The organism is Candidatus Limnocylindria bacterium, assembly GCA_036523395.1.
Taxonomy (GTDB): domain Bacteria; phylum Chloroflexota; class Limnocylindria; order P2-11E; family P2-11E; genus CF-39.
In genome coordinates this window covers 41,662-62,975 of sequence record DATDEH010000046.1, presented here as the reverse complement: position 1 = coordinate 62,975, position 21,314 = coordinate 41,662, and the positions used below count along the sequence as shown (strand labels likewise).

Annotated in this window: 25 protein-coding genes; 22 read left to right on the top strand and 3 right to left on the bottom strand. The window is 67.8% G+C overall.

Annotated elements, in window-relative coordinates:
• Positions 1–61: 61 nt before the first annotated feature.
• The 9 genes from VI056_06240 (at position 62) to VI056_06200 (ending at position 6,694) form a co-directional block, all read left to right on the top strand.
• Positions 62–1,003 carry a hypothetical protein gene (locus tag VI056_06240; GenBank protein ID HEY6202625.1) on the top strand — a complete coding sequence of 314 codons (942 nt, stop codon included), beginning with the start codon at positions 62–64 and terminating at the stop codon, positions 1,001–1,003.
• On the top strand, positions 1,000–1,395 hold the full coding sequence (locus VI056_06235) for a TadE family protein (GenBank protein HEY6202624.1): 396 nt from the start codon (positions 1,000–1,002) through the stop codon (positions 1,393–1,395). Before VI056_06240 ends, VI056_06235 begins: the two co-directional genes overlap by 4 nt.
• Positions 1,392–1,823, top strand: coding sequence for a hypothetical protein (locus VI056_06230; GenBank protein ID HEY6202623.1), 432 nt, complete (start codon positions 1,392–1,394; stop codon positions 1,821–1,823). The genes VI056_06235 and VI056_06230 overlap by 4 nt, the downstream gene beginning before the upstream one ends.
• The gene (locus tag VI056_06225) at positions 1,808–2,224 is read left to right on the top strand and encodes a hypothetical protein (protein ID HEY6202622.1); all 417 of its coding nucleotides are present in this window, start codon (positions 1,808–1,810) and stop codon (positions 2,222–2,224) included. Before VI056_06230 ends, VI056_06225 begins: the two co-directional genes overlap by 16 nt.
• Positions 2,225–2,239: 15 nt before the next feature.
• A complete protein-coding gene (locus VI056_06220) occupies positions 2,240–3,178 on the top strand; it encodes a hypothetical protein (protein HEY6202621.1) in 939 nt (312 codons plus the stop codon).
• Between the two features lie 11 nt (positions 3,179–3,189).
• Complete coding sequence (locus VI056_06215; protein HEY6202620.1) at positions 3,190–4,290, top strand: CpaF family protein; 1,101 nt, start codon at positions 3,190–3,192, stop codon at positions 4,288–4,290.
• Between the two features lie 44 nt (positions 4,291–4,334).
• Entirely contained in the window at positions 4,335–5,357 is a 1,023-nt protein-coding gene (locus VI056_06210) for a type II secretion system F family protein (GenBank protein ID HEY6202619.1), read from the top strand.
• On the top strand, positions 5,358–6,305 hold the full coding sequence (locus VI056_06205) for an NUDIX domain-containing protein (GenBank protein HEY6202618.1): 948 nt from the start codon (positions 5,358–5,360) through the stop codon (positions 6,303–6,305). It begins immediately after the preceding gene.
• Between the two features lie 140 nt (positions 6,306–6,445).
• Positions 6,446–6,694, top strand: a complete 249-nt coding sequence (locus VI056_06200) for a hypothetical protein (protein HEY6202617.1) — start codon at positions 6,446–6,448, stop codon at positions 6,692–6,694.
• Positions 6,695–6,766: 72 nt separating this feature from the next.
• Here the strand turns inward: VI056_06200 and VI056_06195 are convergent, their stop codons facing one another.
• Together VI056_06195 and VI056_06190 are read right to left on the bottom strand one after the other, a co-directional pair.
• A complete protein-coding gene (locus tag VI056_06195) occupies positions 6,767–6,889 on the bottom strand; it encodes a hypothetical protein (protein ID HEY6202616.1) in 123 nt (40 codons plus the stop codon).
• A 114-nt stretch (positions 6,890–7,003) separates the two neighbouring features.
• Positions 7,004–7,384: an RDD family protein gene (locus tag VI056_06190; GenBank protein HEY6202615.1), complete on the bottom strand. Its 381-nt coding sequence runs from the start codon at positions 7,382–7,384 to the stop codon at positions 7,004–7,006.
• Between the two features lie 178 nt (positions 7,385–7,562).
• Here VI056_06190 and VI056_06185 point away from each other — a divergent pair, with 178 nt between their 5' ends.
• The 11 genes from VI056_06185 to VI056_06135 all read left to right on the top strand — a co-directional run bounded on the left by VI056_06185 (position 7,563) and on the right by VI056_06135 (position 17,355).
• Positions 7,563–7,715 carry a Flp family type IVb pilin gene (locus tag VI056_06185; protein ID HEY6202614.1) on the top strand — a complete coding sequence of 51 codons (153 nt, stop codon included), beginning with the start codon at positions 7,563–7,565 and terminating at the stop codon, positions 7,713–7,715.
• Between the two features lie 79 nt (positions 7,716–7,794).
• Positions 7,795–8,319: a prepilin peptidase gene (locus VI056_06180; GenBank protein ID HEY6202613.1), complete on the top strand. Its 525-nt coding sequence runs from the start codon at positions 7,795–7,797 to the stop codon at positions 8,317–8,319.
• A 35-nt stretch (positions 8,320–8,354) separates the two neighbouring features.
• Positions 8,355–9,620 carry a response regulator gene (locus VI056_06175; protein HEY6202612.1) on the top strand — a complete coding sequence of 422 codons (1,266 nt, stop codon included), beginning with the start codon at positions 8,355–8,357 and terminating at the stop codon, positions 9,618–9,620.
• Between the two features lie 140 nt (positions 9,621–9,760).
• The gene (locus VI056_06170) at positions 9,761–11,176 is read left to right on the top strand and encodes a CpaF family protein (GenBank protein HEY6202611.1); all 1,416 of its coding nucleotides are present in this window, start codon (positions 9,761–9,763) and stop codon (positions 11,174–11,176) included.
• Complete coding sequence (locus VI056_06165) at positions 11,177–12,145, top strand: type II secretion system F family protein (GenBank protein HEY6202610.1); 969 nt, start codon at positions 11,177–11,179, stop codon at positions 12,143–12,145. It begins immediately after the preceding gene.
• A gap of 3 nt (positions 12,146–12,148) precedes the next feature.
• On the top strand, positions 12,149–13,063 hold the full coding sequence (locus VI056_06160) for a type II secretion system F family protein (GenBank protein HEY6202609.1): 915 nt from the start codon (positions 12,149–12,151) through the stop codon (positions 13,061–13,063).
• 66 nt (positions 13,064–13,129) lie between these two features.
• Positions 13,130–13,426 carry a DUF192 domain-containing protein gene (locus VI056_06155; protein ID HEY6202608.1) on the top strand — a complete coding sequence of 99 codons (297 nt, stop codon included), beginning with the start codon at positions 13,130–13,132 and terminating at the stop codon, positions 13,424–13,426.
• Positions 13,423–14,043 (top strand): phosphoribosyltransferase family protein, encoded by a 621-nt coding sequence (locus VI056_06150; protein HEY6202607.1) that lies wholly within the window; start codon positions 13,423–13,425, stop codon positions 14,041–14,043. Before VI056_06155 ends, VI056_06150 begins: the two co-directional genes overlap by 4 nt.
• The gene (locus VI056_06145) at positions 14,040–15,491 is read left to right on the top strand and encodes a hypothetical protein (GenBank protein HEY6202606.1); all 1,452 of its coding nucleotides are present in this window, start codon (positions 14,040–14,042) and stop codon (positions 15,489–15,491) included. Before VI056_06150 ends, VI056_06145 begins: the two co-directional genes overlap by 4 nt.
• Positions 15,488–16,594, top strand: coding sequence for a hypothetical protein (locus VI056_06140; protein ID HEY6202605.1), 1,107 nt, complete (start codon positions 15,488–15,490; stop codon positions 16,592–16,594). Before VI056_06145 ends, VI056_06140 begins: the two co-directional genes overlap by 4 nt.
• Complete coding sequence (locus VI056_06135) at positions 16,591–17,355, top strand: hypothetical protein (GenBank protein HEY6202604.1); 765 nt, start codon at positions 16,591–16,593, stop codon at positions 17,353–17,355. The genes VI056_06140 and VI056_06135 overlap by 4 nt, the downstream gene beginning before the upstream one ends.
• Positions 17,356–17,365: 10 nt before the next feature.
• Here VI056_06135 and VI056_06130 read toward each other — a convergent pair whose 3' ends face one another.
• Complete coding sequence (locus VI056_06130) at positions 17,366–17,533, bottom strand: hypothetical protein (protein HEY6202603.1); 168 nt, start codon at positions 17,531–17,533, stop codon at positions 17,366–17,368.
• Between the two features lie 72 nt (positions 17,534–17,605).
• On the opposite strand from VI056_06130, the gene VI056_06125 reads away from it, so the two are divergent.
• Positions 17,606–18,595, top strand: a complete 990-nt coding sequence (locus VI056_06125) for a ribose-phosphate diphosphokinase (protein ID HEY6202602.1) — start codon at positions 17,606–17,608, stop codon at positions 18,593–18,595.
• Positions 18,596–18,604: 9 nt separating this feature from the next.
• Positions 18,605–21,235, top strand: a complete 2,631-nt coding sequence (gene secA / locus VI056_06120) for a preprotein translocase subunit SecA (GenBank protein HEY6202601.1) — start codon at positions 18,605–18,607, stop codon at positions 21,233–21,235.
• Positions 21,236–21,314 lie beyond the last annotated feature (79 nt).

The following is a 21,314-nucleotide window of genomic DNA, read 5'->3' as shown; positions in this document are numbered from 1 at the left end:
GGACGAGGGCCCGCCGCTCCGACCCACGGACGCGGGTCCTCCCCTCCGTCCGCCTGTCAGCGTGCTCCGCGCCGCCGCGACCGTGCCGCCGGCTCCGATCGGATCGGTGGTCGCGCCCGGCGCGGTCATGCGTCCGAAAAGAGAGCTCATCGTTCTCGTTGGGGGCCTCGGATCGGACAAACGGCCAGGCGAGAACCCGTTCACGGAGTTCCAAGCCCGCGTCCCGAGCGACACCTATGACGTCTTGCGTTTCGGTACGGACTTCGGTGTGTACAACACCTACGACCCGATCGACGAGAACGCCATCCACTTGCGCGACGGCATCCGCGCGCTGTCGGCCGGCTACGACTCTGTGCACATCGTGACGCACTCGCTCGGCGGAAATGTCGCCGACCGCGCGTTCGAGCTGGGACTCTCTTCCAGCGACGGCGTCACGACGTACGTCGCCTGGTCCGCGCCGCACGACGGGGCACACGCGGCGCGCATCGCGCAGGCTGCGCTCACGCTGAGCGGACCGGCCCGAGCGGATTCACGCGACGTGGCCGTCTGGGCCGACCTTCACGATCCCGAAAGTGCCGGCGTCCGTGACCTCGCGCGCATCCGCGCGGTCGCGCCGCCGGCGGGTGTCGTCCGGCTCGATCTGCGGCTCGCGACCGATGAGCTGGTGAGCTCGGGCGACGCGCGCGATCCCGGTGTCGACTCGCGCGTCCTGCTGCCCGTCTCGCTACGGGACCTAGAGGGTCACGGCGGCATCCTCCAGAACGATGAGGCGCTGGATCTCACGCTGGCGACGATCAAGCACAAGGCCGTACCGGTCGACGATCGCGGTGTCGTCCTGCGCGCCGCGACCTGGGTCGTTTCGGACCGCACCTCGGAGATGGTGGGGCGCCTTTCGGATGTCGCGTTCGAGGGCCTCTGCGTGGTGATCCTCCTCGGAGGCTTCGGCGCCCTGATGCGGCGGACCCTCAGTCGCCGGATCCCATGGCCGCCGATCAGCGAGTGAGCGGCGACCGCGGGCAGGCCATTGTCGAGTTCGCGTTCGTGCTACCGATCCTTCTCGTTGTCGCGCTCGCGATCGTGCTCGTCGCGGAGCTCGGTGTCGCGCGCATGGCGCTGCAGCACGCGACGGCCGAAGCCGCTCGCGCGGGAGCGCTCACCAACGACGACGAGCAGATCCGCGGGACACTCGCGGCAACCGTCGCCCCGCTCGCACCCGACCGCGTGACGAGCGCGATCTCGCCGCCGCAGGAAGAGCCACCGCGCAACGCCGATCCGCGCGGATCGCTGCTCACGGTCCAGGCGAGCTACACGCTACCGGTGCCGCTCGGATTCGTAGGGCTGCCACGCTTCGTCGTGACGGCGAGCGCGTCGCGACGCATCGAGTGGATGCCGTGAGGGGCGAGCGCGGACAGGCAGTCGTCATCGCGGCGATCCTGATCGGCATCGGAGCGCTCGCGATCGTCGGTCTGCGGGCGGTCCAGGACCGCATGCTCGCGAATGCCATTTCTCAGGATGCCGGCGAGGCCGCGGTGGAGGCGGCAGCGGCGGTCGTCGCGGACGCGTACGTCGCACGGCTCGACTCGCTCCGAGCGCACGCGTTCGATGTCCCACGTCCCACGGCAGACATCGTCGGCATGCTCGCGGATCCCGCTATGCGCGAGACCGCGCGTGCCGCCGCGGCCGAAGCGGCGGCGCGCAACGGCGGGGTATTCGACGGCGCGGTCGGAGCGCGCTGCGTGGGCGCGACGATCGAGATCGAGATCCACCATGCCGGCCGGCTTCACCGCGCAGCTGTCCAGGCGGACGCGTGCTCCCCGCGCTGACAGCGTCGCGCCGCCGCATCCCGCGGCGCCGTCTGGCTCTCGGCGCCGCGTCGGCGTTGCTCGCGTTTGCCGCGCTGGGCGCGGAGATGGGTGGGACTGCGACGCCACAAGTGCAGGCATCGCTCGCGGAATCGCTGGCACCGTCGACGTGGGCGATGAGCCTCCCCGTCGCGTGGCTCGCGGCGCCGGTGCCACGAGTGCGCACCGGCGACGTGATCGACGTCCTTGCGGTCCGTCAGGGCGAGCGCGCCTACGCCGTGCCAGTCGCATACGCCGCGCGCGTCATGGCGACGGACGACCGCGGGATCGTGCTGGAGCTGGACGAAGAGGGAGCGAGCGCGATCGCGATCGCGCGTGGCGGGGGAATGCTGCTGGTACCCCTCCTGCGCTCGACCCGCTGATCGATGGGCGAGCGCGTGAGTCCGCGCGCCGTCATCTACGGCGGTGACGATCTGCGCGTCGCCGCCGCGACCTTGGGCCTGGAGCCTTGCGATACCGCTCGGCCCGATCTCATCCTCGTCGATCTCCGCGATCCCACGTCGTTGGCCGCCGCGGCAGCGCTCGATCGCGCCATCCCGCGCGTCGCGGTCGCGGGCGAGACCGAACGCGCGCTCGCCGCCGCGCTCGGCTACGACGCGTCGTCCATCGCAGCGACGTGCGAACCCGCGGCGCTCGGGCCGCTCGTGGTCGCGGCTCTTCCCAGGGCGGCGCGACGCGCGACGCGCGTCGTCGTCATCACCGGTGTGCGGGGCGGCGTCGGACGCACCCTGCTCGTCGCGAATCTCGCACGTCGGCTTGCGACCCGACTGGGCGTCGCGGCCGTCGATGCGACCGGGACCGGCGCGCTCGGTTGGTGGCTGCAGTGCTCACCGCGCGCCTGGACCGAGCTCGAGGGCCTCACCGACGAGCTCACCGCCGAACACCTAGCGGTCGTCGCGGTGGAGAGCACGGGCCTGCGTGTGATCGGTGGCGCGCCCATCGCACCGACCCGCGCCCTCGCGGAATCGACCGTGCGCGCCGCGGCGTCGCTGGCCGAGCTCGTGCTCGTCGACACGCCAATGCTCGCGGACGAGCGTGGTCGTGCGCTCGCAGCCCTCGCCGATCGGGTGCTCATTCTCTCGTACGACGACCCACTCTCGCTCGCGACGATCGAGGCGAGCGACGTCCCCGCCGACGCGTGGTTCATGGCCTCGCAGTCGCGCACCGCGCGGCTCGGCGAGCGCGCGGCGTTCCGCGCGCTACCGCGTGATGAGGTCGCGGTCGCCGCGGCGTTCAGTGCTCGGCACGCCGTGAGTGGCGCGCTCGGTCGCGCGTACGACGAGCTCGCGGAGCTCATCGCGCTCGACGCCTCATGACGTCGGAGGGCGTGCGCGCTCGGCTCGAGCGCGCGATCGTGTCGCGACTGCGCGACGCCGAGGACGGACGGCCGCGACGCGATCAGCTCGCGCCTGCGCTACGTGAGGCGCTCGCCTCTGAGCGCGTGGTCGTGCCGTCGGGCGAGCTGCGTGATCTCGAGCGGTGGTTCGAGGACCGGCTGTTCGGGCTCGCCGCGCTTGCGCCACTGCTACGTGACGAGCGCGTGAGCGAGGTGATGGTGAACGGCACGCGCGGCGTTTGGGTCGAGCGCGACGGACGCCTCGAGGAGACCGGCATCCGCTTCACGGATCCGGACGAGATCCTCGTCCTCATCGAGCGCCTCGTCGCGCCGCTCGGGCGGCGCATCGACCTCGCGACGCCGCTCGTTGACGCGAGGCTGCCCGATGGGTCACGCGTGCACGCGGTGATCCCGCCGATCTCGCTTCACGGACCGGTGCTCACGATCCGTCGCTTCGCGAGCCGGCCGCTCACGCCGGACGATCTCGTTCGCCTTGGCACGTGTTCGCGCGAGGCGATGGACCTTCTCGTCGCCGCCGTGCGCCAGCGGCGCACGATCCTCGTTTCGGGCGGGACATCGAGCGGGAAGACGACGACGCTCAACGCGCTGGGGTACGCGATCGGCGAGCGCGAGCGCGTCGTCACCATCGAGGACGCGGCGGAGCTCAGGTTGCCGCAGCCGAACGTCGTCGCACTCGAGACGCGCATGCCGAGCGTGGAAGGAACGGGCGCCGTTGATGTGCGCGCGCTGCTGCGGGCCGCGCTGCGGATGAGACCGGATCGCATCGTCGTCGGCGAGGTCAGAGGCGGCGAGGCGCTGGACATGCTTCAGGCGATGAACACCGGCCATCGCGGATCGCTCACGACCGCGCACGCGAACGGCGCGTATCACGCGCTTCTCCGGGTCGAGACGATGGCGCTCATGGGTGGAGTGGACCTGCCGCTCGCCGCGATCCGCGAGCAGATCAGACGCGGCATCGACCTCGTCGTACACCAGGAGCGCGGTGAGGACGGTCGCCGCCGCATCGTCGAGATCGCCGAGCTGGGTATCGGTGACGAGGACGGCTACGAGCTGCGGAGTGTGGCGGCCTGACGGCACTCTTCGCGCTCGGCGCGGCGACCGCGCTCATTGCGCTGGTGTTCGATCGACGACTCGTCGACGCGGCGCGTCGTGTCGCGCGTCGTCTTCGCCCCGCGAACGCCCGAGAGATGCGTGCGGCACTTCCCGCGCTCGTCGACGCGGTCGCTGCGGCGCTCGCGAGCGGCCTCTCCCTCCCGGTCGCTCTCGCGGAGGTCGCGCCGACCTTGCCGCCGGAGCTCGCCGCGCCGACCCGTCGCGCCGCCTCTGCACTGGCGCTCGGCGCGCCGGTCGGTGACGCGCTCGCCGCATACGCGGGCGCAGTGTCCGACGAGGACATCGCCCCGCTCGCGGTCGTGCTCATCGCGTTCGCGCGCAGCGGTGGACGCGTTGGCGCCAGTCTCGCCCGTGTCGCCGCGCTCATGCGCGGAAGGCTCGCGCTCGAGGACGAGCGTGCCGCGCTGACCGCGCAGGGGCGCGTTTCCGCGATCGTCCTCGTCGCCCTTGCGCCTCTCGGTGGGCTCTTCTTCACCCTGGCGACTCCGGACTACGCGGCTATCTTCCTCGGGCAGGGCATCGGCCTCCTCGGTATCGCTCTCGGGCTCGAGGTCGCGGGAGCGTTCTGGCTCTGGCGCATCGTCCGCGCGACGGCCCCGCCGCCCGATCTCGCGACATTCCTGGACGCCGTCGTCGTGGGCCTTGAGGCCGGCCTCACGTTCGAGCGCGCGCTCGCCGCGCTGGTCGAGCGCGCGCCGCGTTTCGGGCGCATGTCCGACGCGCGGAGGCTGCTCGCGGACCTCGCTCTGGGCCGCTCCCTTCCCGATGCGCTACGTGGCTTCGGGCGCGGCAGCGATGACGCGCGCATCGCGGCGCTCGTGGTCGCTGCGACGAGGTTCGGCGCTCCGCTCGCCCAGTTGCTGGTCATCCAAGCTGACGCGTTACGGGCGACCGAGCGCCGCCGCGCCGAGGCGGATGCGCGGCGCCTACCGGTGCTGATGCTGTTCCCGCTGTCCCTCACCATCCTGCCGGCGTTGCTTCTCGTGTTTCTTGGTCCGCCCTTGCTGTCGCTACTCTCCCCGTGAGTGGGTGGCCGTTTCCTGCGAACGCTCCTGTTCGGCGCGCTGGTGCCGGCGACGATCCTTGTCCTGATCCCGGCGATGATCCTGAGCGCGACGGGCACCGAGGGCGAAGGTGGGGTGCTGCGTCTCGTCGGGCTCGTGCCGCTCGTGCTCGGCATCGCGATCCTCGCGTGGTGCTTCGCCGGCTTCATCGTCGAAGGCGAGGGCACGCCCGCGCCGTACGATCCGCCCCACCGGCTCGTCACGGGTCGCCTGTACGGATGGATGCGCAACCCGATGTACGTCGCGGTGACGACGATCCTCATCGGCGAGGCGATGTTCTACGGATCGATCGTGCTTCTCCTGTGGGCCGCCGTCGCGTGGATCGCACTCAACTTCTTCGTCGTTCTGTATGAGGAACCGACGCTTCAGCGACGATTCGGTCCGGCGTATGAGACCTACATGGAGCACGTGCCGCGCTGGATCCCGAGCCGGCCGCGCATCATCGCCGCGCATCCGCAGCTGAAGCTCGCGACGCTGGTCTACGCGCTCCGCGACGAGCAGGTCCTCATGGTGCGCCGGACGACCGAGCCCAACAAGGGGCTGTGGGTCGCGCCCGGCGGCAAGCTCGAGCCCGGCGAGTCGCCCGCGGAGTGCGCGGTGCGCGAGATGCGCGAAGAGACGGGACTCGCGATCGAACGGCCGGTGCTGCGCGCGGTGATGACCGAAACGTCGCCACGCGCCGACTACCAGTGGCTCACCTTCATCTTCGTCGCGTGGGACTTCGATGGGACGTTCACGCCAGCGCCGGGCATCGGCGAATTCCGCTGGGTGCCGGTCGACGAGGTGACGAAGCTGCCGATCCCGCCGGCGGACGCGATCTTCTTCCCGCGTCTGCTCCAGGACGGCACGACGTTCAGCGCGAAGTTCGAATACGACGCCGATCTCAATCTGCTGCGATCACAAATGTGATCGCAGCAGCCTCATTCATCGCAGGGGGAGAACCCCCTGCAACCCCCCTTTTGCTAACTAGAGGCGAACCAATGGGATGAGGTCGCGCTCGTGCGCGGTCATATTCGGATCCGCCATGCGGCGCTCGATCGCCGCCGCAGGTGCTCGCGCACGACGGCGTGGTCGAAGCCCGCAAGATGAGCCGCCGGGACGCGCGCAGCGCGAGCTTCGTCGCTCGGCTCAGGTCCGCGGCAGCGAGGATGATGACGGTCTGCGCGACGTCGTCCGCCCAGTGGCCGGCGCGGGCGTTCGCCCAGTCGGATGACCAAGACACCCTTCCGATCGAGCATTACGTTCTCGGGGTGAAGGTCGAGATGCAGGACCGCGCCGCCCGGCCCGATCGCGGGTAACCACTCCGGTGCGGGGATGTGGTGCAAGCGTCGATGGAGATCGGCAAGGAGTCGCGCGTGTCGGACCAGAGTTCACGGCCGCCGTGCGATGTCGACGCGCATCGTTGGCCCGCTGGCGCGCTCGAGGACGAGATCCGCGCCGTCGACACTAACGATCTCTGGTGCGGGGTAACCGCACTCGCGCACATAGCGCATGATCGCAGGCTCACCTGCCGGAACGTTGCGCTGGCGTTAACGACGCAGGACGGTACGCGCATCGAGCGCGTACACGTCCGCGTCACGACCGGTCGCGAGCGGTTCTAAGAGTTCCTAGACCCGGACGACGTAGGTGCTGGCGATCTTGTCGTGCCAGCCTTGCTTGTTCGCGTCGAACGCGGCCCAGATGACGCCGATGAAGAGGCATGCGATGGAAACGAACAGACCGATGTAGCGGATGAATGCCTGAAGGATCGTGAGAGCAGAACCATCTGTCCGAACGACTTTGATGTTGAGCACCCTCATGCCCAGGGTCTGCCCGCCACCCTGCGCCGACCAGAAGTAGCAGAAGTACAGAATGCCGAGGAGCGTGTTGATCGAGCTGCTGCTCGTGCTCATCGCGCCAGCGCCCGTCGCGCCACTGATGATGTTCGAGACGATGCCGACACCTAGCCCGTCGATGAAGATCGCAAAGAATCGGACCCAGAAGCCCACTTTAGTCATGGTTACCACGACCGCCGTCGCTTCAGCCGCCATAGACATGGACCCCCTTCCTCGAAGCCGGAGTCTAGATTCGCTCGCAATGTGCTCCTAGTACGACCTTCCTACTGGCTGGCTTGACGTCCGGGCAGGCACACTCCCGCCCAGGCAATACGAGAAAGGGGGGAGTTACATGCTGACATTCATCCGTGAAGACGAAGGCCAGGGCCTCGTCGAGTACGCGCTCATCATCGCAGTCATTGCCATCGCCGTCATCGTCGCGATGGTCTTCCTGCGAGGCCAGATCCAGAACATCTTCAGCAACATCGGCAACAACCTCACCTAGCTTTCCTCGCGTGTAGGGTTATGAGCGGCGCCGGCAGCGGCGCCGCTCATTCTCTTCAGAGGGCGGAGGATTTTTGACCGTGAGCGTCGAGACCATGAGGGCTGTCGAGAACGTTGTGCTGACGGCGCTTCTTTTTGCGGTCATGTACACCGACTTCCGCTTCCTCCGCATCCCGAACATGTTCACCTACCCGGCGATGGCCGCCGGCATCATCTTCGCCGCGTTCGAGGGACTGCCGGGTGGTCCCTTCACCGGCGGGCTCGTCGACCACGTCGCGGCGCTCCTCCTCGCCTTCGCGATCGCCTTTCCCTTTTACTCCGCGGGCGGCCTCAAGGCCGGCGACGCCAAGCTCCTCATGGCGATCGGCGCGCTGCGCGGAATCAACTTCCTCCTCTTTGCTGCGGTCTACGGTGCTCTTATCGGCGGCGTCCTTGCCGTCGGATTCATCTTGCGACGAAGGCTGGCTCGGCCAGTGGCCGGCGCCGCCCCGACGACGATGGCGGGGATCATGAAATCGTCGATCCCGTACGGCGTCGCGCTCGGTTTAGGCGGACTGGTCGCACTTGCCCTGGAGGCAGCCGGCTACGTGCAGGTGACGGTTTAGACTCGCGCGAACACCGCAAAGGGGAGCGATGACGCTTGGCTGACGGCGAAAAGATCCGCATCCTCATCGTCGACGACATCGCCGACACGCGAGAGAACCTCGCCAAGCTGATCGGGTTCGAGCCCGACATGGAAGTCGCTGCCACCGCCGGTGGCGGGCAGGAGGCCGTCAACCTCGCCAAGCAGCACCGGCCACACGTGATCCTCATGGACATAAACATGCCCGACATGGATGGGATCACGGCCACCGAGATCATCTCGAACACCGTCCCGGAGTCGCCGATCATCATGATGAGCGTCCAGGGCGAGCAGGATTACCTGCGCCGCTCGATGCTCGCCGGCGCGCGCGAGTTTCTCGTCAAACCGTTCTCAGCCGACGAGCTCATCAACTCGATCCGTCACGTCCATGAGCTCGAGAAGGTGCGCCGCGCACGTTACGCGCCGGTCGCTCCGGTGGCCGCGCCCGGCGCTCCCGCAGCCGCTGCGGTGCCGGGACGCGAGACGGGCAAGATCATCACGTTCTTTTCGCCAAAGGGTGGCGTCGGCCGGACCACGATCGCCACGAACCTCGCCGTCGCTCTGCACCAGCTGACGGGCAAGCCCGTGGTCCTGGTCGACGGCAGCCTGCCCTTCGGCGACATCGCCGTGATCCTCAACATGAGCCCGAAGGCGAAGACGATCGCCGATCTCATCGGCTCGTTCGAGACGGCCGACTCCGATGTCGTGGAATCGATCCTCGTGCAGCACTCGACAGGCATCAAAGTGATGCTCGCGCCGCCGACCCCCGAGTCGACCGAGCTCATCACCGGCGCGCACATCAAGCACGTCCTCGAGCTTCTTAGGGAGAGATACGCCTACATCGTCGTTGACACGTGGCCGTCGTTCCAGGAGCAGGTGATCACGATGCTCGACGTTGCCGACGTGATCCTGACACTCATGACGCTCGAGATCACCAGCCTCAAGAACGTCCGCGTGTTCATGGAGGTCGTTGAGAAGCTCGGCTACGACGAGGCGAAGGTGCAGCTGGTCGCCAACCGCAACGACAGCTCAGGCGGCATCAAGGCCTCGGATGTCGAGGCGAGCCTGGGTCGCAAGATCCCGCACACGATCGTCTCCGACGGTCGCACCCTGGTCCTCGCCGTCAACCGCGGCGTTCCGTTCGTCATCAGCCACCGGGACAGCCAGGTCGCCAAGGACATCTTTGCTCTGGCGCAGCGCGTCGCGACGGCCGAGAGCGCTCCCGCAGCGGCGGGCAAGCAAGCGTCGGCGCGCGGCGGACTCAAGCTTTTCGGAGCCCGTTAGGGCGGCAGCGCTCGGCATTAGTCACCGGTCTGATCCCCCAAAGGGACGGTAAGAAACCAGTGGGGTGGACGTAGACTCCATTAGCCGAGGGAGCAGGCGCCCGCCATAACGGGAGCCGGAGATGAGGGTTTCTTAGAGGGATGTCACTGCTTAGGCGCATCGAAGGTCAGCGACCGTCCGGGCAGCAGCCCGCCGCCCCCCAGGCGCCTGGCACCCCGCCCCCACCGGGCGGTCCCCCGAAGCCGCCGTCCGAAGGGCCCCTCACCCACAGCACCTCGCCCGCTCGCGATGTCAACCGCGACGTGCGCATCAAGCTCCAGACGCGGATCATCAACAACCTCGACCCGCGCCTCGATCTCGCGGACGCGAAGGCTGTCCGCTCGAGCATCGAGGAGATGTTCAACAAGTTCATCGACGAGGAAGGCGTGGTCGTCACGCGTGTCGAGCGTCAGAAGATGCTCGAGTCGATCCTCGACGAGATCCTAGGGTTCGGGCCGATCGAGCCACTCCTGAAGGACGACACGATCACAGAAGTCATGGTCAACGGCCCCTTCCGCTGCTACGTCGAGCGCAAGGGCAAGCTCTCACTTTCCGACGTGACGTTCCAGAGCGACGAGCACGTCATGCGTATCGTCGAACGCATCATCGCGCCGATCGGCCGACGCGTCGACGAATCCAAGCCGTACGAGGATGCACGTCTTCCCGACGGCTCTCGCGTGAACATCATCATTCCGCCACTCGCGCTGAACGGTCCCGTGGTGACGATCCGTAAGTTCCCCAAATACCGGATCACCGTCGAGGACTACATCAAGTTCGGCACGGCGACCGCGGAGATGATGGAGTTCCTCCGGGCCTGCGTCGAAGCCCGCCTCAACATGTTCATCTCCGGCGGCACGGGCTCCGGTAAGACGACGCTCCTCAACATCATGTCTGGCTTCATTCCCGAGGACGAGCGCATCGTCACGATCGAGGACGCCGCCGAACTCCGCCTGGTGCAGGATCACGTCGTCCGCCTCGAGTCGCGCCCCGCGAACATCGAAGGCAAGGGCGCGGTCACAGTCATGGACCTCGTGAAGAACTCCCTGCGTATGCGTCCCGAGCGCATCGTCGTCGGTGAGATCCGTGGCGGTGAGGCGCTCTCGATGCTCCAGGCCATGAACACCGGTCACGATGGATCGCTGTCGACGGGTCACGCGAACTCTCCGCGGGACATGCTCGCCCGGCTCGAGACGATGTGCCTGATGGCCGGCGTCGACCTACCGGCGCGTGCCATCAAAGAGCAGATCGCGAGCGCGCTCGACGTCATCGTGCAGATCTCGCGTCTCAAGGACGGCTCGCGCAAGGTCACGAACATCACCGAGGTGCAGGGCATGGAGGGCGAGGCGATCGTTCTCCAGGATGTCTTCGTCTTCGAGCAGACCGGCTACGTCGAAGGCAAGGTCCAGGGCCGTCTGCGTCCGACCGGCATCCGCCCGAAGTTCAGCGAGAAGTTCGAGGCGGCCGGCATCAAGCTCCCGCAGGGCGTCTTCGGCGATATGTCCGTCGGACTCAGGTAGATGGAGTACGCCCTTCCCGCTGGGATGTTCGCCGGTGTCCTGTTCTTCTTCTGGGGGATCTCGACGATGCTCTCCGGCGGCGGCGCGGGCTCGGTCGAGGAGCGCATGGCACGCTACGCCGGCGGCAAGACGGAGACCACCAAGACGGCCGACGGCAGGACGCGTGGGCGTCAGCGCAACCTGGTCGACCCGTTCGCGACGCTGTCGAGCGACGTCCAGGACAAGCGCTTCCAGATCCGCGTTCAGCGCGACCTGGCCCGCGCGAACCTCAAGCTGCGCGTCGCTGAGTACTACTCGATCCGCGTCGGTCTCGCGGTCGGCCTTGGCCTCCTCCTCGGAGTGCTGCGCGATCCGCTCTCCGGCGTCGTCGGAGCGATCCTGGGCTACTTTGTGCCGCGGTTCTGGGTCGGGCAGCGCATCGGCGGACGGCTCTCGGCCTTCAACAAGCAGCTCGCCGACACGATCACGCTCCTCTCGAACTCGCTGCGTGCGGGCTCGAGCTTCCTTCAGTCGATCGAGCTCGTCTCGCGCGAGACGCCCGATCCGATGGGCGAGGAGATGGGCCGCGTCGTGCGGGAGGTGAACCTCGGCCTCGGTATGGAGGAGGCGCTTTCCAACTTGGTGCGCCGCATCCGCAGCGACGACCTCGACCTCATGGTCACCGCCATCGGCGTGCAGCAGCAGGTCGGTGGAAACCTCGCGGAGATCCTCGACACGATCGCCTTCACCATCCGCGAGCGCGTGCGCATCAAGGGTGAGATCAACACGCTGACCGCCCAGGGTCGCTACTCGGGTTACCTGGTGGCGTTCCTGCCCATCGGCATCATGATCACCCTGAACTTCATCAACCCCGAGTTCATGCAGCCGCTCTTCACGCAGCTCCTCGGTCAGATCCTCCTCGGCGTCGGCGCCGTGATGATGGTCATCGGCTTCATCGCGATCCAAAAGATCACGAACATCAAGGTGTAAGCGGTGGAACCTCTCGTCTTCGCCGGGCTCATGTTCTTCGGGATCCTGGTGGTCTTCGTTTCGATGATCATCGGAGCCCAGCTCGACCCGGTGCGGGCGCGTCTGCAGCAGATCGCGGTACGCCCGCGCACCCTCGAGGAACTCGAGCTGCAGCGCCCGCTCTCAGAGCGGATGCTGAAGCCGATCATCGATGGCTTCGCCGGTCTGGTCGGCCGCTTCTATCCGCAGAACACCGTCCGCAGCCTCTCGCTTCGCCTGAAGCGAGCGGGCATGGAGACCACGAGCACAGAGTTCTTCCTCGGCGTGAAGGGCTTCGCGTCGATCGTCGTTGGCGTTCTCGCCTCTGGCCTGGTGAACGCCATCACGGGCGATCCGCTGCAGACGCTCATCGGGCTCGTCGTCGGCATCGTCCTCGGATTCCTGCTCCCTGACTTCTACCTGTCGAGCCGCGCCGGTAGCCGTGCGAACGCCATCGTCGAGCAGCTCCCGGATGCGCTCGACCTGCTCACGATCTCGGTCGAGGCCGGTCTCGGCTTCGACGCAGCCCTTGTCAAGGTCACCGAGAAGATGAAGGGTCCGCTCACCGAGGAGTTCAAGCGTGCCTCCGGCGAGCAGCGGGTCGGTAAGTCACGTCAGGAAGCGCTGCGCGGCATCAACGAGCGCGTCGAGGTGAAGGCGCTCCAGAACTTCATCTCCGCCATCATCCAGGCCGACCAGCTCGGTGTTTCGATGTCGAAGGTGCTGCGGATCCAGTCCGAGCAGATGCGTCAGGACCGGCGCCAGCGCGCCGAGCAGAAGGCCGCGCGCGCCCCGATCCTGATCATGCTCCCCACGGTCGGCTGTATCTTCCCGTCGCTGTTCATCGTCATCTTGGCGCCGGCCGCCCTGTCCGCGATGTCGTCCTGCTCGCAGATCTAGGTCCGAGCCTCGCGCCTCCGCGTCCGGAACACCACCAAGGGAACCGTCCTCGCCTCGGACTGCGGTGTGGCCGATTCGTTCCTCTCGCGCGGACTTGGACTCCTCCCGCGGTCTAGCCTCAAGGCGGGCGAGGGCCTCCGGATCACCAAGACATCCTCGATCACCATGTTCTTCATGCGCTTCGCGATCGATGCCGTGTTCGTCGACCGCGACGGCCGCGTCGTGCGCGTCGCCGAGCGTATCGGTCCCTGGCGACCCGCGATCGTTGCGCGGGGCGCCGCGGAGGTCATCGAGCTGCCCGCCGGCACCGCGTCCGAGACACGCACGCAAGTCGGCGACGAACTCGTCTTCGAGCCCGCGTGATCTCCAAAGCGGCTGCGGACGCCGCGCTCGACCTACTGCTCGCAGCGCGGTGCGCCGGGTGCGGCGCGGCCGGCAGCTGGCTGTGCCTCGCCTGCCGCGAGCTCTGCGAGCCTGTCCGCCAGGGCCGCGTCAGCGCCGCAGGCACGTACGGCGGCGCGCTGCGCGAGGCCATCCACCGCTTCAAGTACCGCGGTGAGCGCGCGCTTGCGAACGAGCTCGGCGAGCTGGTCGCGGCATGCGTCGCCAGCGATCTCGCGACCGGCGTCGCGATCGACGTCGTCGTGCCGGCCGTGCTCCACCGCGACCGCGCGCGCTCGCGCGGCTACGACCAGGCCTGGCTGCTCGCGGACGTCGTCGCGAGGCGCATCGCTTTACCGCTGCGGGTGCCGCTCCGCAGAATCCGCCCCGCAGTGCCGCAGATCTCGCTCGACCGTGCCCAGCGCGCCGAGAACCTGCGCGGCGCGTACGTCGCCGAGGCCGGTGCGCTCCGCGGTGCGCGCGTCGCGCTGGTCGACGACGTCGCGACGACCGGCGCGACACTCGCCGCCGCGACGGGTGCGCTGCGCGCGGCGGGCGCCCGCGTCGTGCGGCCCTACGTCGTAGCGCTCGACGCATGAACGAGCGCGTCGGCGTCGCGCGGTGGCAAATGCGCGCTTTGCTCCTATTCGTCCTCGCCTTCGCGAATCTGAACGACATCTGGTCTCCCGATGTCCTGCCGAACGCGCTGTTCGCGTGGACCGTCGTGCAGGAAGGCGACCTCGACTACGACGAGTTCGTGTTCCGGCCCGCGGAACGCAGACCACCCCTTGACCCATCGGCGGCGGCCAGCAACAAGCTCGACTCCGAGGCGTACTTCTTCCGCGCGTGCGGGGCGTCCACCGCGACCGAGGCGCCCGGGACGGCGCGCAGCCCGGGTGGACCGCCGGCGCCTGGGCCGAACGACCGTGTGTGTTCGATCTTCCCGCCGGGCATCGCGTTCCTCGCGTTCCCGTTCTTCCTGCCGTTCGTCCTCGCTGGTGCGGATCCGCTGAACCTCGGGCTCCTCGTGCGCGTTGGTCATGTCGCCGCCGCCGCGGTCGAGGTGATCGCGGCGCTGTTCCTGTGGGCGGTGATGCGTCGATTCGCGAGCGAGCGCTGGTCGCTCGCGCTCGTGCTGCTCTATTTCTTCGGAACCAGCGTGCGCACCATCGCGTCGCAGGCGCTCTGGCAGCACGCCGGCGTGCACCTCGCCGTCGCGATCGCGCTGTGGCTCGTATTCCTGGCGCGACCGGTCGCGCTCTGGCGCGAGTTCGCCGCAGGCGTGGCGCTTGGCCTTGGCAGCGTCGTCCGGCAGACGACGGCGATGCTCGTCCCTTTCGTCCCGGCCGCGCGCATCCGAGCGACCGTCGTCGCGGTCATCGGCGCGGCGATCGGCGTGGTCCCGCTCCTCGTGTACAACGCCTATGCGTTCGGCAACCCGCTCGAACAAGGCTACGGCACCAAACCATTCGATACGTCACCGCTCATCGGGTTGTACGGGATCCTGCTCTCGCCGAGCCGCGGACTTTTCGTATACGAGCCGTTCATCCTCTTCGCGTTCGCGACGATCGCGCTGCTCAAGCCCGGTCGCGATCGCCTCGAGCTGCGGCTGCTCTCCCTCGCGTACGCCTGGGCCGCGACGGCCATCCTGTACTCGACCTACGCGGAGTGGTGGGGTGGGCGGGTGTTCGGTCCGCGCTTCCTCGACGATCTCGCACCCGTATTGTTCCTGTTGATCGCGTGGGGGATCGGACACGGTCTCCTCGCGCGTTGGCCCGCGCGCATCGTGTTCTGGATCTGCGCTGCGTGGTCGCTGATCATCTTTCAGGCCGCGGCGTTCGTGTACGACCAGAACACCTGGGATCTGCACCCGACGAACATCAACGTCGACCCGGCGCGCCTGCTGGACTGGAGCGATCCGCAGTGGCTCTTCGTCCTGCGCAGCGTGCCCGAGGGCGGCGTGAAGGTGATCGTCGCGGCCGGACTCAGCGCTCTTGCCCTGCTCTTCCTGCTGCGGGTGGAGTCGGTGTTACCGTCCCGTCGGTGACGACGGCGTTCATCGTCTTCTTCGGCCGCGGCGGCACATCGGAGATCGAGCAGCGGCTCGATTCGATCAAGATCGCGATCGGCGCCGTGGTCCTGACGCGCGCGGGCGACGCGGGCTTCGCGCCGCTCCTCGCGGTGACCGCCGATGCCGAGGCGCGCGCCGCCTTCGGACGCGCGGGTGCGGCCGTCGTTCCACCGCGCGCCGATCCGTTCCATTTCGGTGAAGAGCTCCTCGGGCTGTCTCGCGCACGCGCTCTGGAGCGGATGGCGACGATCGGCGCGGGCGCCGGCGCGCTCATGAGCGCTGCGGAGCTCACGCGGCTGCGCGAGGAGATCGACGCCGGCGAGGCGCTGGTCCTCTCGAACAATTACTACTCCGCGGATCTCGTCGCGTTCACGCCGGCGTCCGCGCTGACCGTCATCGATCTGCCGGCGACCGACAATCCTCTGCCGCGCCGGCTGCACCAGCAGGGTGGCCTCTCATCACGTCAGCTGGAACGCTCCGCGGCGACGCTGCTCGATGTCGATACCCCCGCCGATGCCGCCGTCCTGAAGCGACACCCCGCATGCCCGCCGCAGCTGCAGGCGCTCGACACGTGGGACAGCGAGCTCGGGGCGCGGATCGACTCCCTTATGCGGCTGGTGACGACACCGGAGCGCGAGCTCATCGTCGCGGGTCGTGTGGGTGCGCCGGTGTGGTCGTATCTCGAGTCGCAGACCGCCTGCCGTGTGCGCATGCTTGCCGAGGAGCGGGGCATGCAGGCCGCTGCACGCGACACCTCGGGCGAGGCGCGCACCGCGCTCGGCTTCCTCTATCGCGAGATCGGACCGGAGGCGTTCTTCGCGCGTCTGGGTGAGCTCGGTGACGGGATGCTCTTCGACACGCGAGTGCTGTTCGCGCACCTAGGCTGGCAGCCTTCCGCTCAGGACCGGTTCGCGTCGGACCTCTTCCGCGCGGAGTCACTCGCCCGGGGCGAGCTGCGCGAGTTCACCGCTGCCGCGCGGGGCGCGCCATTCCCGCTGCTGCTCGGCGGCCATACCCTCGTGTCGGGCGTGCTCTGGACGCTCGTCGAGGCCGCGTGGGCCGGCCACCCCGAGCCTTGACGCTCAAGCTGTTCGACCACCACATCCACACCGAGCGCTCCGACGGCACGGTCTCGCTGGCGGAGCGCGCGAGCACGGTGTCCGTGCGCCCGCACGGCATATCCGACCACTTCCCATGGCCGGGGAAGATGCGTGACGACGACGATGTGCTCCGCTATCTCGACGACGCCGCGCGTCTCGGACTGCGCGTCGGCCTCGAATACGATCTCGGCGTCGCGCCGCCGCTCCGCGCGACGACGCGCGCGTCGGTCCACTACATGATCGGTGCGCTGCACCAGCTCGAGGTCGACGGCGTGCGCATCCCGTTCGATGAAGCGGGGGCCTTCCTCAAAGGGAAGCTCGCGTCATTCTCGGAGCGCGAGCGCTTCGGCGACAGTGCGCTCGCCGGCCGCATCCGCGAACGCATGCTCGAGGTGGTGCGCGAAGGCTTCGAGCGCGATGGGATCGACATCCTCGGCCACGGCACGATGTCGCCGCTCGCGGCCCTCGGCGACCCGGAGCGCGCCTATCCCGCGGAGTGGCAGGAGCGCCTCATCCAGCTCTGCGTCGACGCCGACGTGGCGATCGAGGTCAACGAGGCGTACGGCGTCCCGCACCGCCAGTTCCTCGAGCGTGCGAAACGGATGGGGGCGCGATTCTCGGTCGGGTCGGACACGCATGGGCCGCTCTCGCCGCTCGACAAGACCGCGGCGATGATCGACGCCGCTTCGCTGCCCCACGAGCGATTCCTGGTGGGCGAGAGGGTGCACGCCGCCCGCTAGACAGGCTCGGTCAGGCCGCGTCCTCCACGAGGAGCTCGTAGACAAGGATCCCGATCGAGCCAAGCAGCAGGAGATGCACGAGGTTCCCGGCGATGCTCAGCGCGAGCGCGACGAACCATGCCGCGACGAGCACGCAGACGAGTATCCAGCGGATGCGGTGGCCCGTCGCAGCGCTCACGAGGGGAGGGTATCGTCCGTATACTTTCGTTGCAGGGGGCGCTCCTGCTAACCACCAAGCGGGAGGGGAGCCGTGTACGGGGGCCTGTCCGTCTACACCGGCAACGCTCATCCCACCTTCGCGCGCGACATCTGTCGTGCCCTGGAGATCCCGCTCGGCGCCGCCGAGGTCTTCAAGTTCGCGAACGACAACATCTTCGTGAAGGTCAACGAGAACGTGCGCGAGCACGACGTCTTCGTCGTTCAGTCGCTCACCGGCACGTCGGTCAGCGACGCGATCATGGAGCTCCTCATCATGCTCGACGCGTTCAAGCGCGCGTCGGCCGGACGCATCACCGCCGTCATGCCGTACTACGCCTACGGCCGCAGTGACAAAAAGGACCAGCCCCGCGTGCCGATCACGGCGCGCCTCCTCGCCGACCTCATCGCGGTCGCCGGCGCGAATCGCTTTCTCACCATGGACATGCACCAGATGCAGATCCAGGGCTTCTTCAGCATCCCCGGTGACGAGCTGTCCGCGCGCAATCTCCTGGTCGAATACCTGCGAACGATCGTCGAACCCGCGCCCGACCAGTGCGTGCTCATCGTGCCGGACCTTGGCTACGCGAACCAGGCGCGGCGCATCGGCGAGATGCTGGGTATCCCGCTCGTGTTCATGCAGAAGACCCACCGAGACAACAGCGGCCGGAGCGAGATCGTCGGCGTGATCGGCGACATCGACCGCAAGCGCGCGATCGTCATCGATGACGAGATCGATCGCGGCACGACGATGCTCAATACCATCAAGGTCCTGCAGGAGCGCGGCGTCAACGAGATCTGGGCCGCGTGCACGCACGGCGTGTTCAGCGACAACGCCGCGGAGCGTCTGACCGCGAGCGGCATCGTCGAGCTCATCACCACGGACACCTGTCCGATGCCACCGTCGGTGCGCAATAACGACAGGGTGCGCGTCCTCACCGTGGCGTCTCTGTTCGCTGAGGCGATCAGGCGGATCCACGAGGGCGAGTCAGTCGGAGCGCTCTTCAATCCGCCCGGGTCGCAGATGCCGCTGCCGGTGACCTAGCATCGAAGTTTGAGCGTTCTAACCCGGATCTTCGATTCCAACGAGGGTGAGCTCCGACGACTGAAGAAGGTCGTCGAGAGGGTCAACGCGCTCGAAGCCGGAACGAAGGCCCTGACCGACGACGCGCTGCGTAAGCGAACGTCGGATTTTCGCGACCGCCTTGCGAAGGGCGACACGCTGGACGACGTCCTGCCGGAGGCGTTCGCCGCGGTGCGCGAAGCGGCGCAACGGACGATCGGCCAGCGCCCCTTCGACGTCCAGCTCATGGGCGCGATGGCGCTGCACAAGGGCCACATCGCGGAGATGAAGACGGGCGAGGGCAAGACGCTTGTCGCCTCCGCGGCCCTGTATCTCAACGCGCTCGCGGGTAGGGGCGCGCACCTCGTCACGACGAACGACTACCTCGCCAAGACCGGTGCCGGCTGGATGGCGCCGATCTACCACCTCCTCGGCCTGAGCGTGGCGTACATCGCCCACGAGAAGTCCGCGATCTACGACCCCAGTGTCGTGCTCGAGGCGGTCGACGAGCGCCACCGCCACTGGCGCGACGTCACCCGGCGTGAGGCATACCTAGCCGACATCACCTACGGCCAGAACAGCGAGTTCGGGTTCGACTATCTCCGCGACAACATGGTCGACGACCTCGCGCGGATGGTGCAGCGCGATCTCTACTACGCGATCGTCGACGAGGCCGACTCGATCCTCATCGACGAGGCGCGCACACCGCTCATCATCAGCTCGCCCGCCGAGGACGTCTCCGAGCAGTACTACCGCTTCGCGTCGGTCGCGAAGAAGCTGCAGCCGGACAAGGACTACATCGTCGAGGAGAAGCACCACGCCGTATCGCTGACCGAGGACGGCATCGCGAAAGCCGAGAAGATGCTCGGACTGCAGAACATGTACGAGGGCGACGTCTCCGCGGTGCATTTCCTCGACAACGCCGTGAAGGCCGTGTCGATGTACCGGAAGGACAAGGAGTACGTCGTCAAGGACGGCGAGGTCGTCATCGTCGACGAGTTCACCGGACGCCTCATGCCCGGTCGCAGGTGGAGCGACGGCCTGCATCAGGCGGTCGAGGCGAAGGAAGGCGTCAAGATCCAGCGGGAGACGCGCACCTTCGCGACGATCACGATCCAGAACTACTTCCGCATGTACGAGAAGCTCGCCGGCATGACCGGTACCGCGGCGACCGAGGCCGAGGAGCTCTTCAAGGTCTACAAGCTGGAGGTCACGCAGATCCCGACGCACCGGCCGATGATCCGAAAGGACGACCCGGATCTGGTTTACGCGACCGAGCAGGGGAAATGGAACGCGGTCATCAAGGACGTGAAGGAGCGCAACCAGCGCGGCCAGCCTGTGCTCATCGGCACGACCTCGGTCGACAAGAGCCAGCGGCTGTCCGACGAGCTGCGCCGGCATGGCATCAAGCACGAGGTCCTCAACGCGAAGAACCACGAGCGCGAGGCCCTGATCATCGCCGACGCCGGTCAGGAGGGCGCGGTCACGCTCTCCACGAACATGGCCGGCCGCGGTGTCGACATCCTCCTCGGCCCCGGCGTCGTCGACCGCGGGGGTCTGCACGTCATCGGGACGGAGCGGCACGAGGCGCGCCGTATCGACAACCAGCTTCGGGGCCGCGCCGGCCGGCAGGGCGATCCGGGAACGACGCGCTTCTTCAACTCGCTCGAGGACGACCTGATCCGCATCTTCGCGTCGGAGGGCGTCGCCGGGCTGCTGGGAAAGATGGGTATGAACGACGAGGCGCCCATCGAGTCCCGGATGGTCACGGGCGCGATCACGCAGGCGCAGATCAAGGTCGAGACGCGCAACTTCGACATGCGCAAGCGCGCGCTCGAGTTCGACGACGTCCTGAACAACCAGCGCAACGAGATCTACAAGGACCGCCGCAAGATCCTGGAGAAGGGCGACGTGCGCGAGACCGTCCTCGACTTCCTGCACGACGAGGCTTCCAACATCGTCGAGGCCGAGGCGGCGTCGCCCGATCCCGAGGACTGGGATCGCGAGAAGCTCGCCCTGGCGCTCGGTGCCCTTCTTGGCCGCGAGGTCGCGGCATCAGAGTTCGGTGAACCGGCGAATCTCGAGGAGCTGCGCGAGACGGTCGAGAACCTCGTCGACGACGTCTACGAGGCGAAGGAAGCGGAGCTCGGGAACGTCGAGGCGGATGGCGAGTCGACGCCGGTCATGCGTGCCGTGGAGCGCTGGGTGATGCTCCGCACGATCGACACGCACTGGATCGAGCACCTCACCGCTATGGAGGAGCTCCGCGAAGGGATCTACCTCCGTGGCTACGGCCAGCAGGACCCGCTTGTCGCTTACAAGCACGAGGCGCACGACTACTTCGAGCAGATGCAGGCGCGTGTCGCAACGGGTGTCGCGCAGACGATCCTGCGCGTCTCGGTCCGTACCGCCGAACAAGCCGAGCAAGAGGAGCAGCAACAGGGGGCTGCGCCACAGCAGACGTCCACATCAGGGAACGGAACGACGGCCACGGGACGTGCTGATTTGCGGACCAACAGAGACGAACACACGCCGACCACGAGCTCGGGAAAGAAGCTGGGGCGAAATGATCCCTGCTGGTGCGGATCAGGGAAGAAATTCAAGAAGTGTCATGGCCGTTAGTACTGCGGCGCCGCGGGTGACGCGGCGAGCGGGGCCTCTCGCGAGCGAGAGTGGAGGGGCCCCGCCGGCAGAGGGACGG

Coding starts and splice junctions, on each gene's coding strand:
- VI056_06195 (HEY6202616.1), bottom strand. CDS start 6,889: ATGCGCTATGTGCGCGAGTGCGGTTACCCCGCACCAGAGATCGTTAGT.
- VI056_06185 (HEY6202614.1), top strand. CDS start 7,563: ATGCTGACATTCATCCGTGAAGACGAAGGCCAGGGCCTCGTCGAGTAC.
- VI056_06170 (HEY6202611.1), top strand. CDS start 9,761: ATGTCACTGCTTAGGCGCATCGAAGGTCAGCGACCGTCCGGGCAGCAG.
- VI056_06165 (HEY6202610.1), top strand. CDS start 11,177: ATGGAGTACGCCCTTCCCGCTGGGATGTTCGCCGGTGTCCTGTTCTTC.
- VI056_06145 (HEY6202606.1), top strand. CDS start 14,040: ATGAACGAGCGCGTCGGCGTCGCGCGGTGGCAAATGCGCGCTTTGCTC.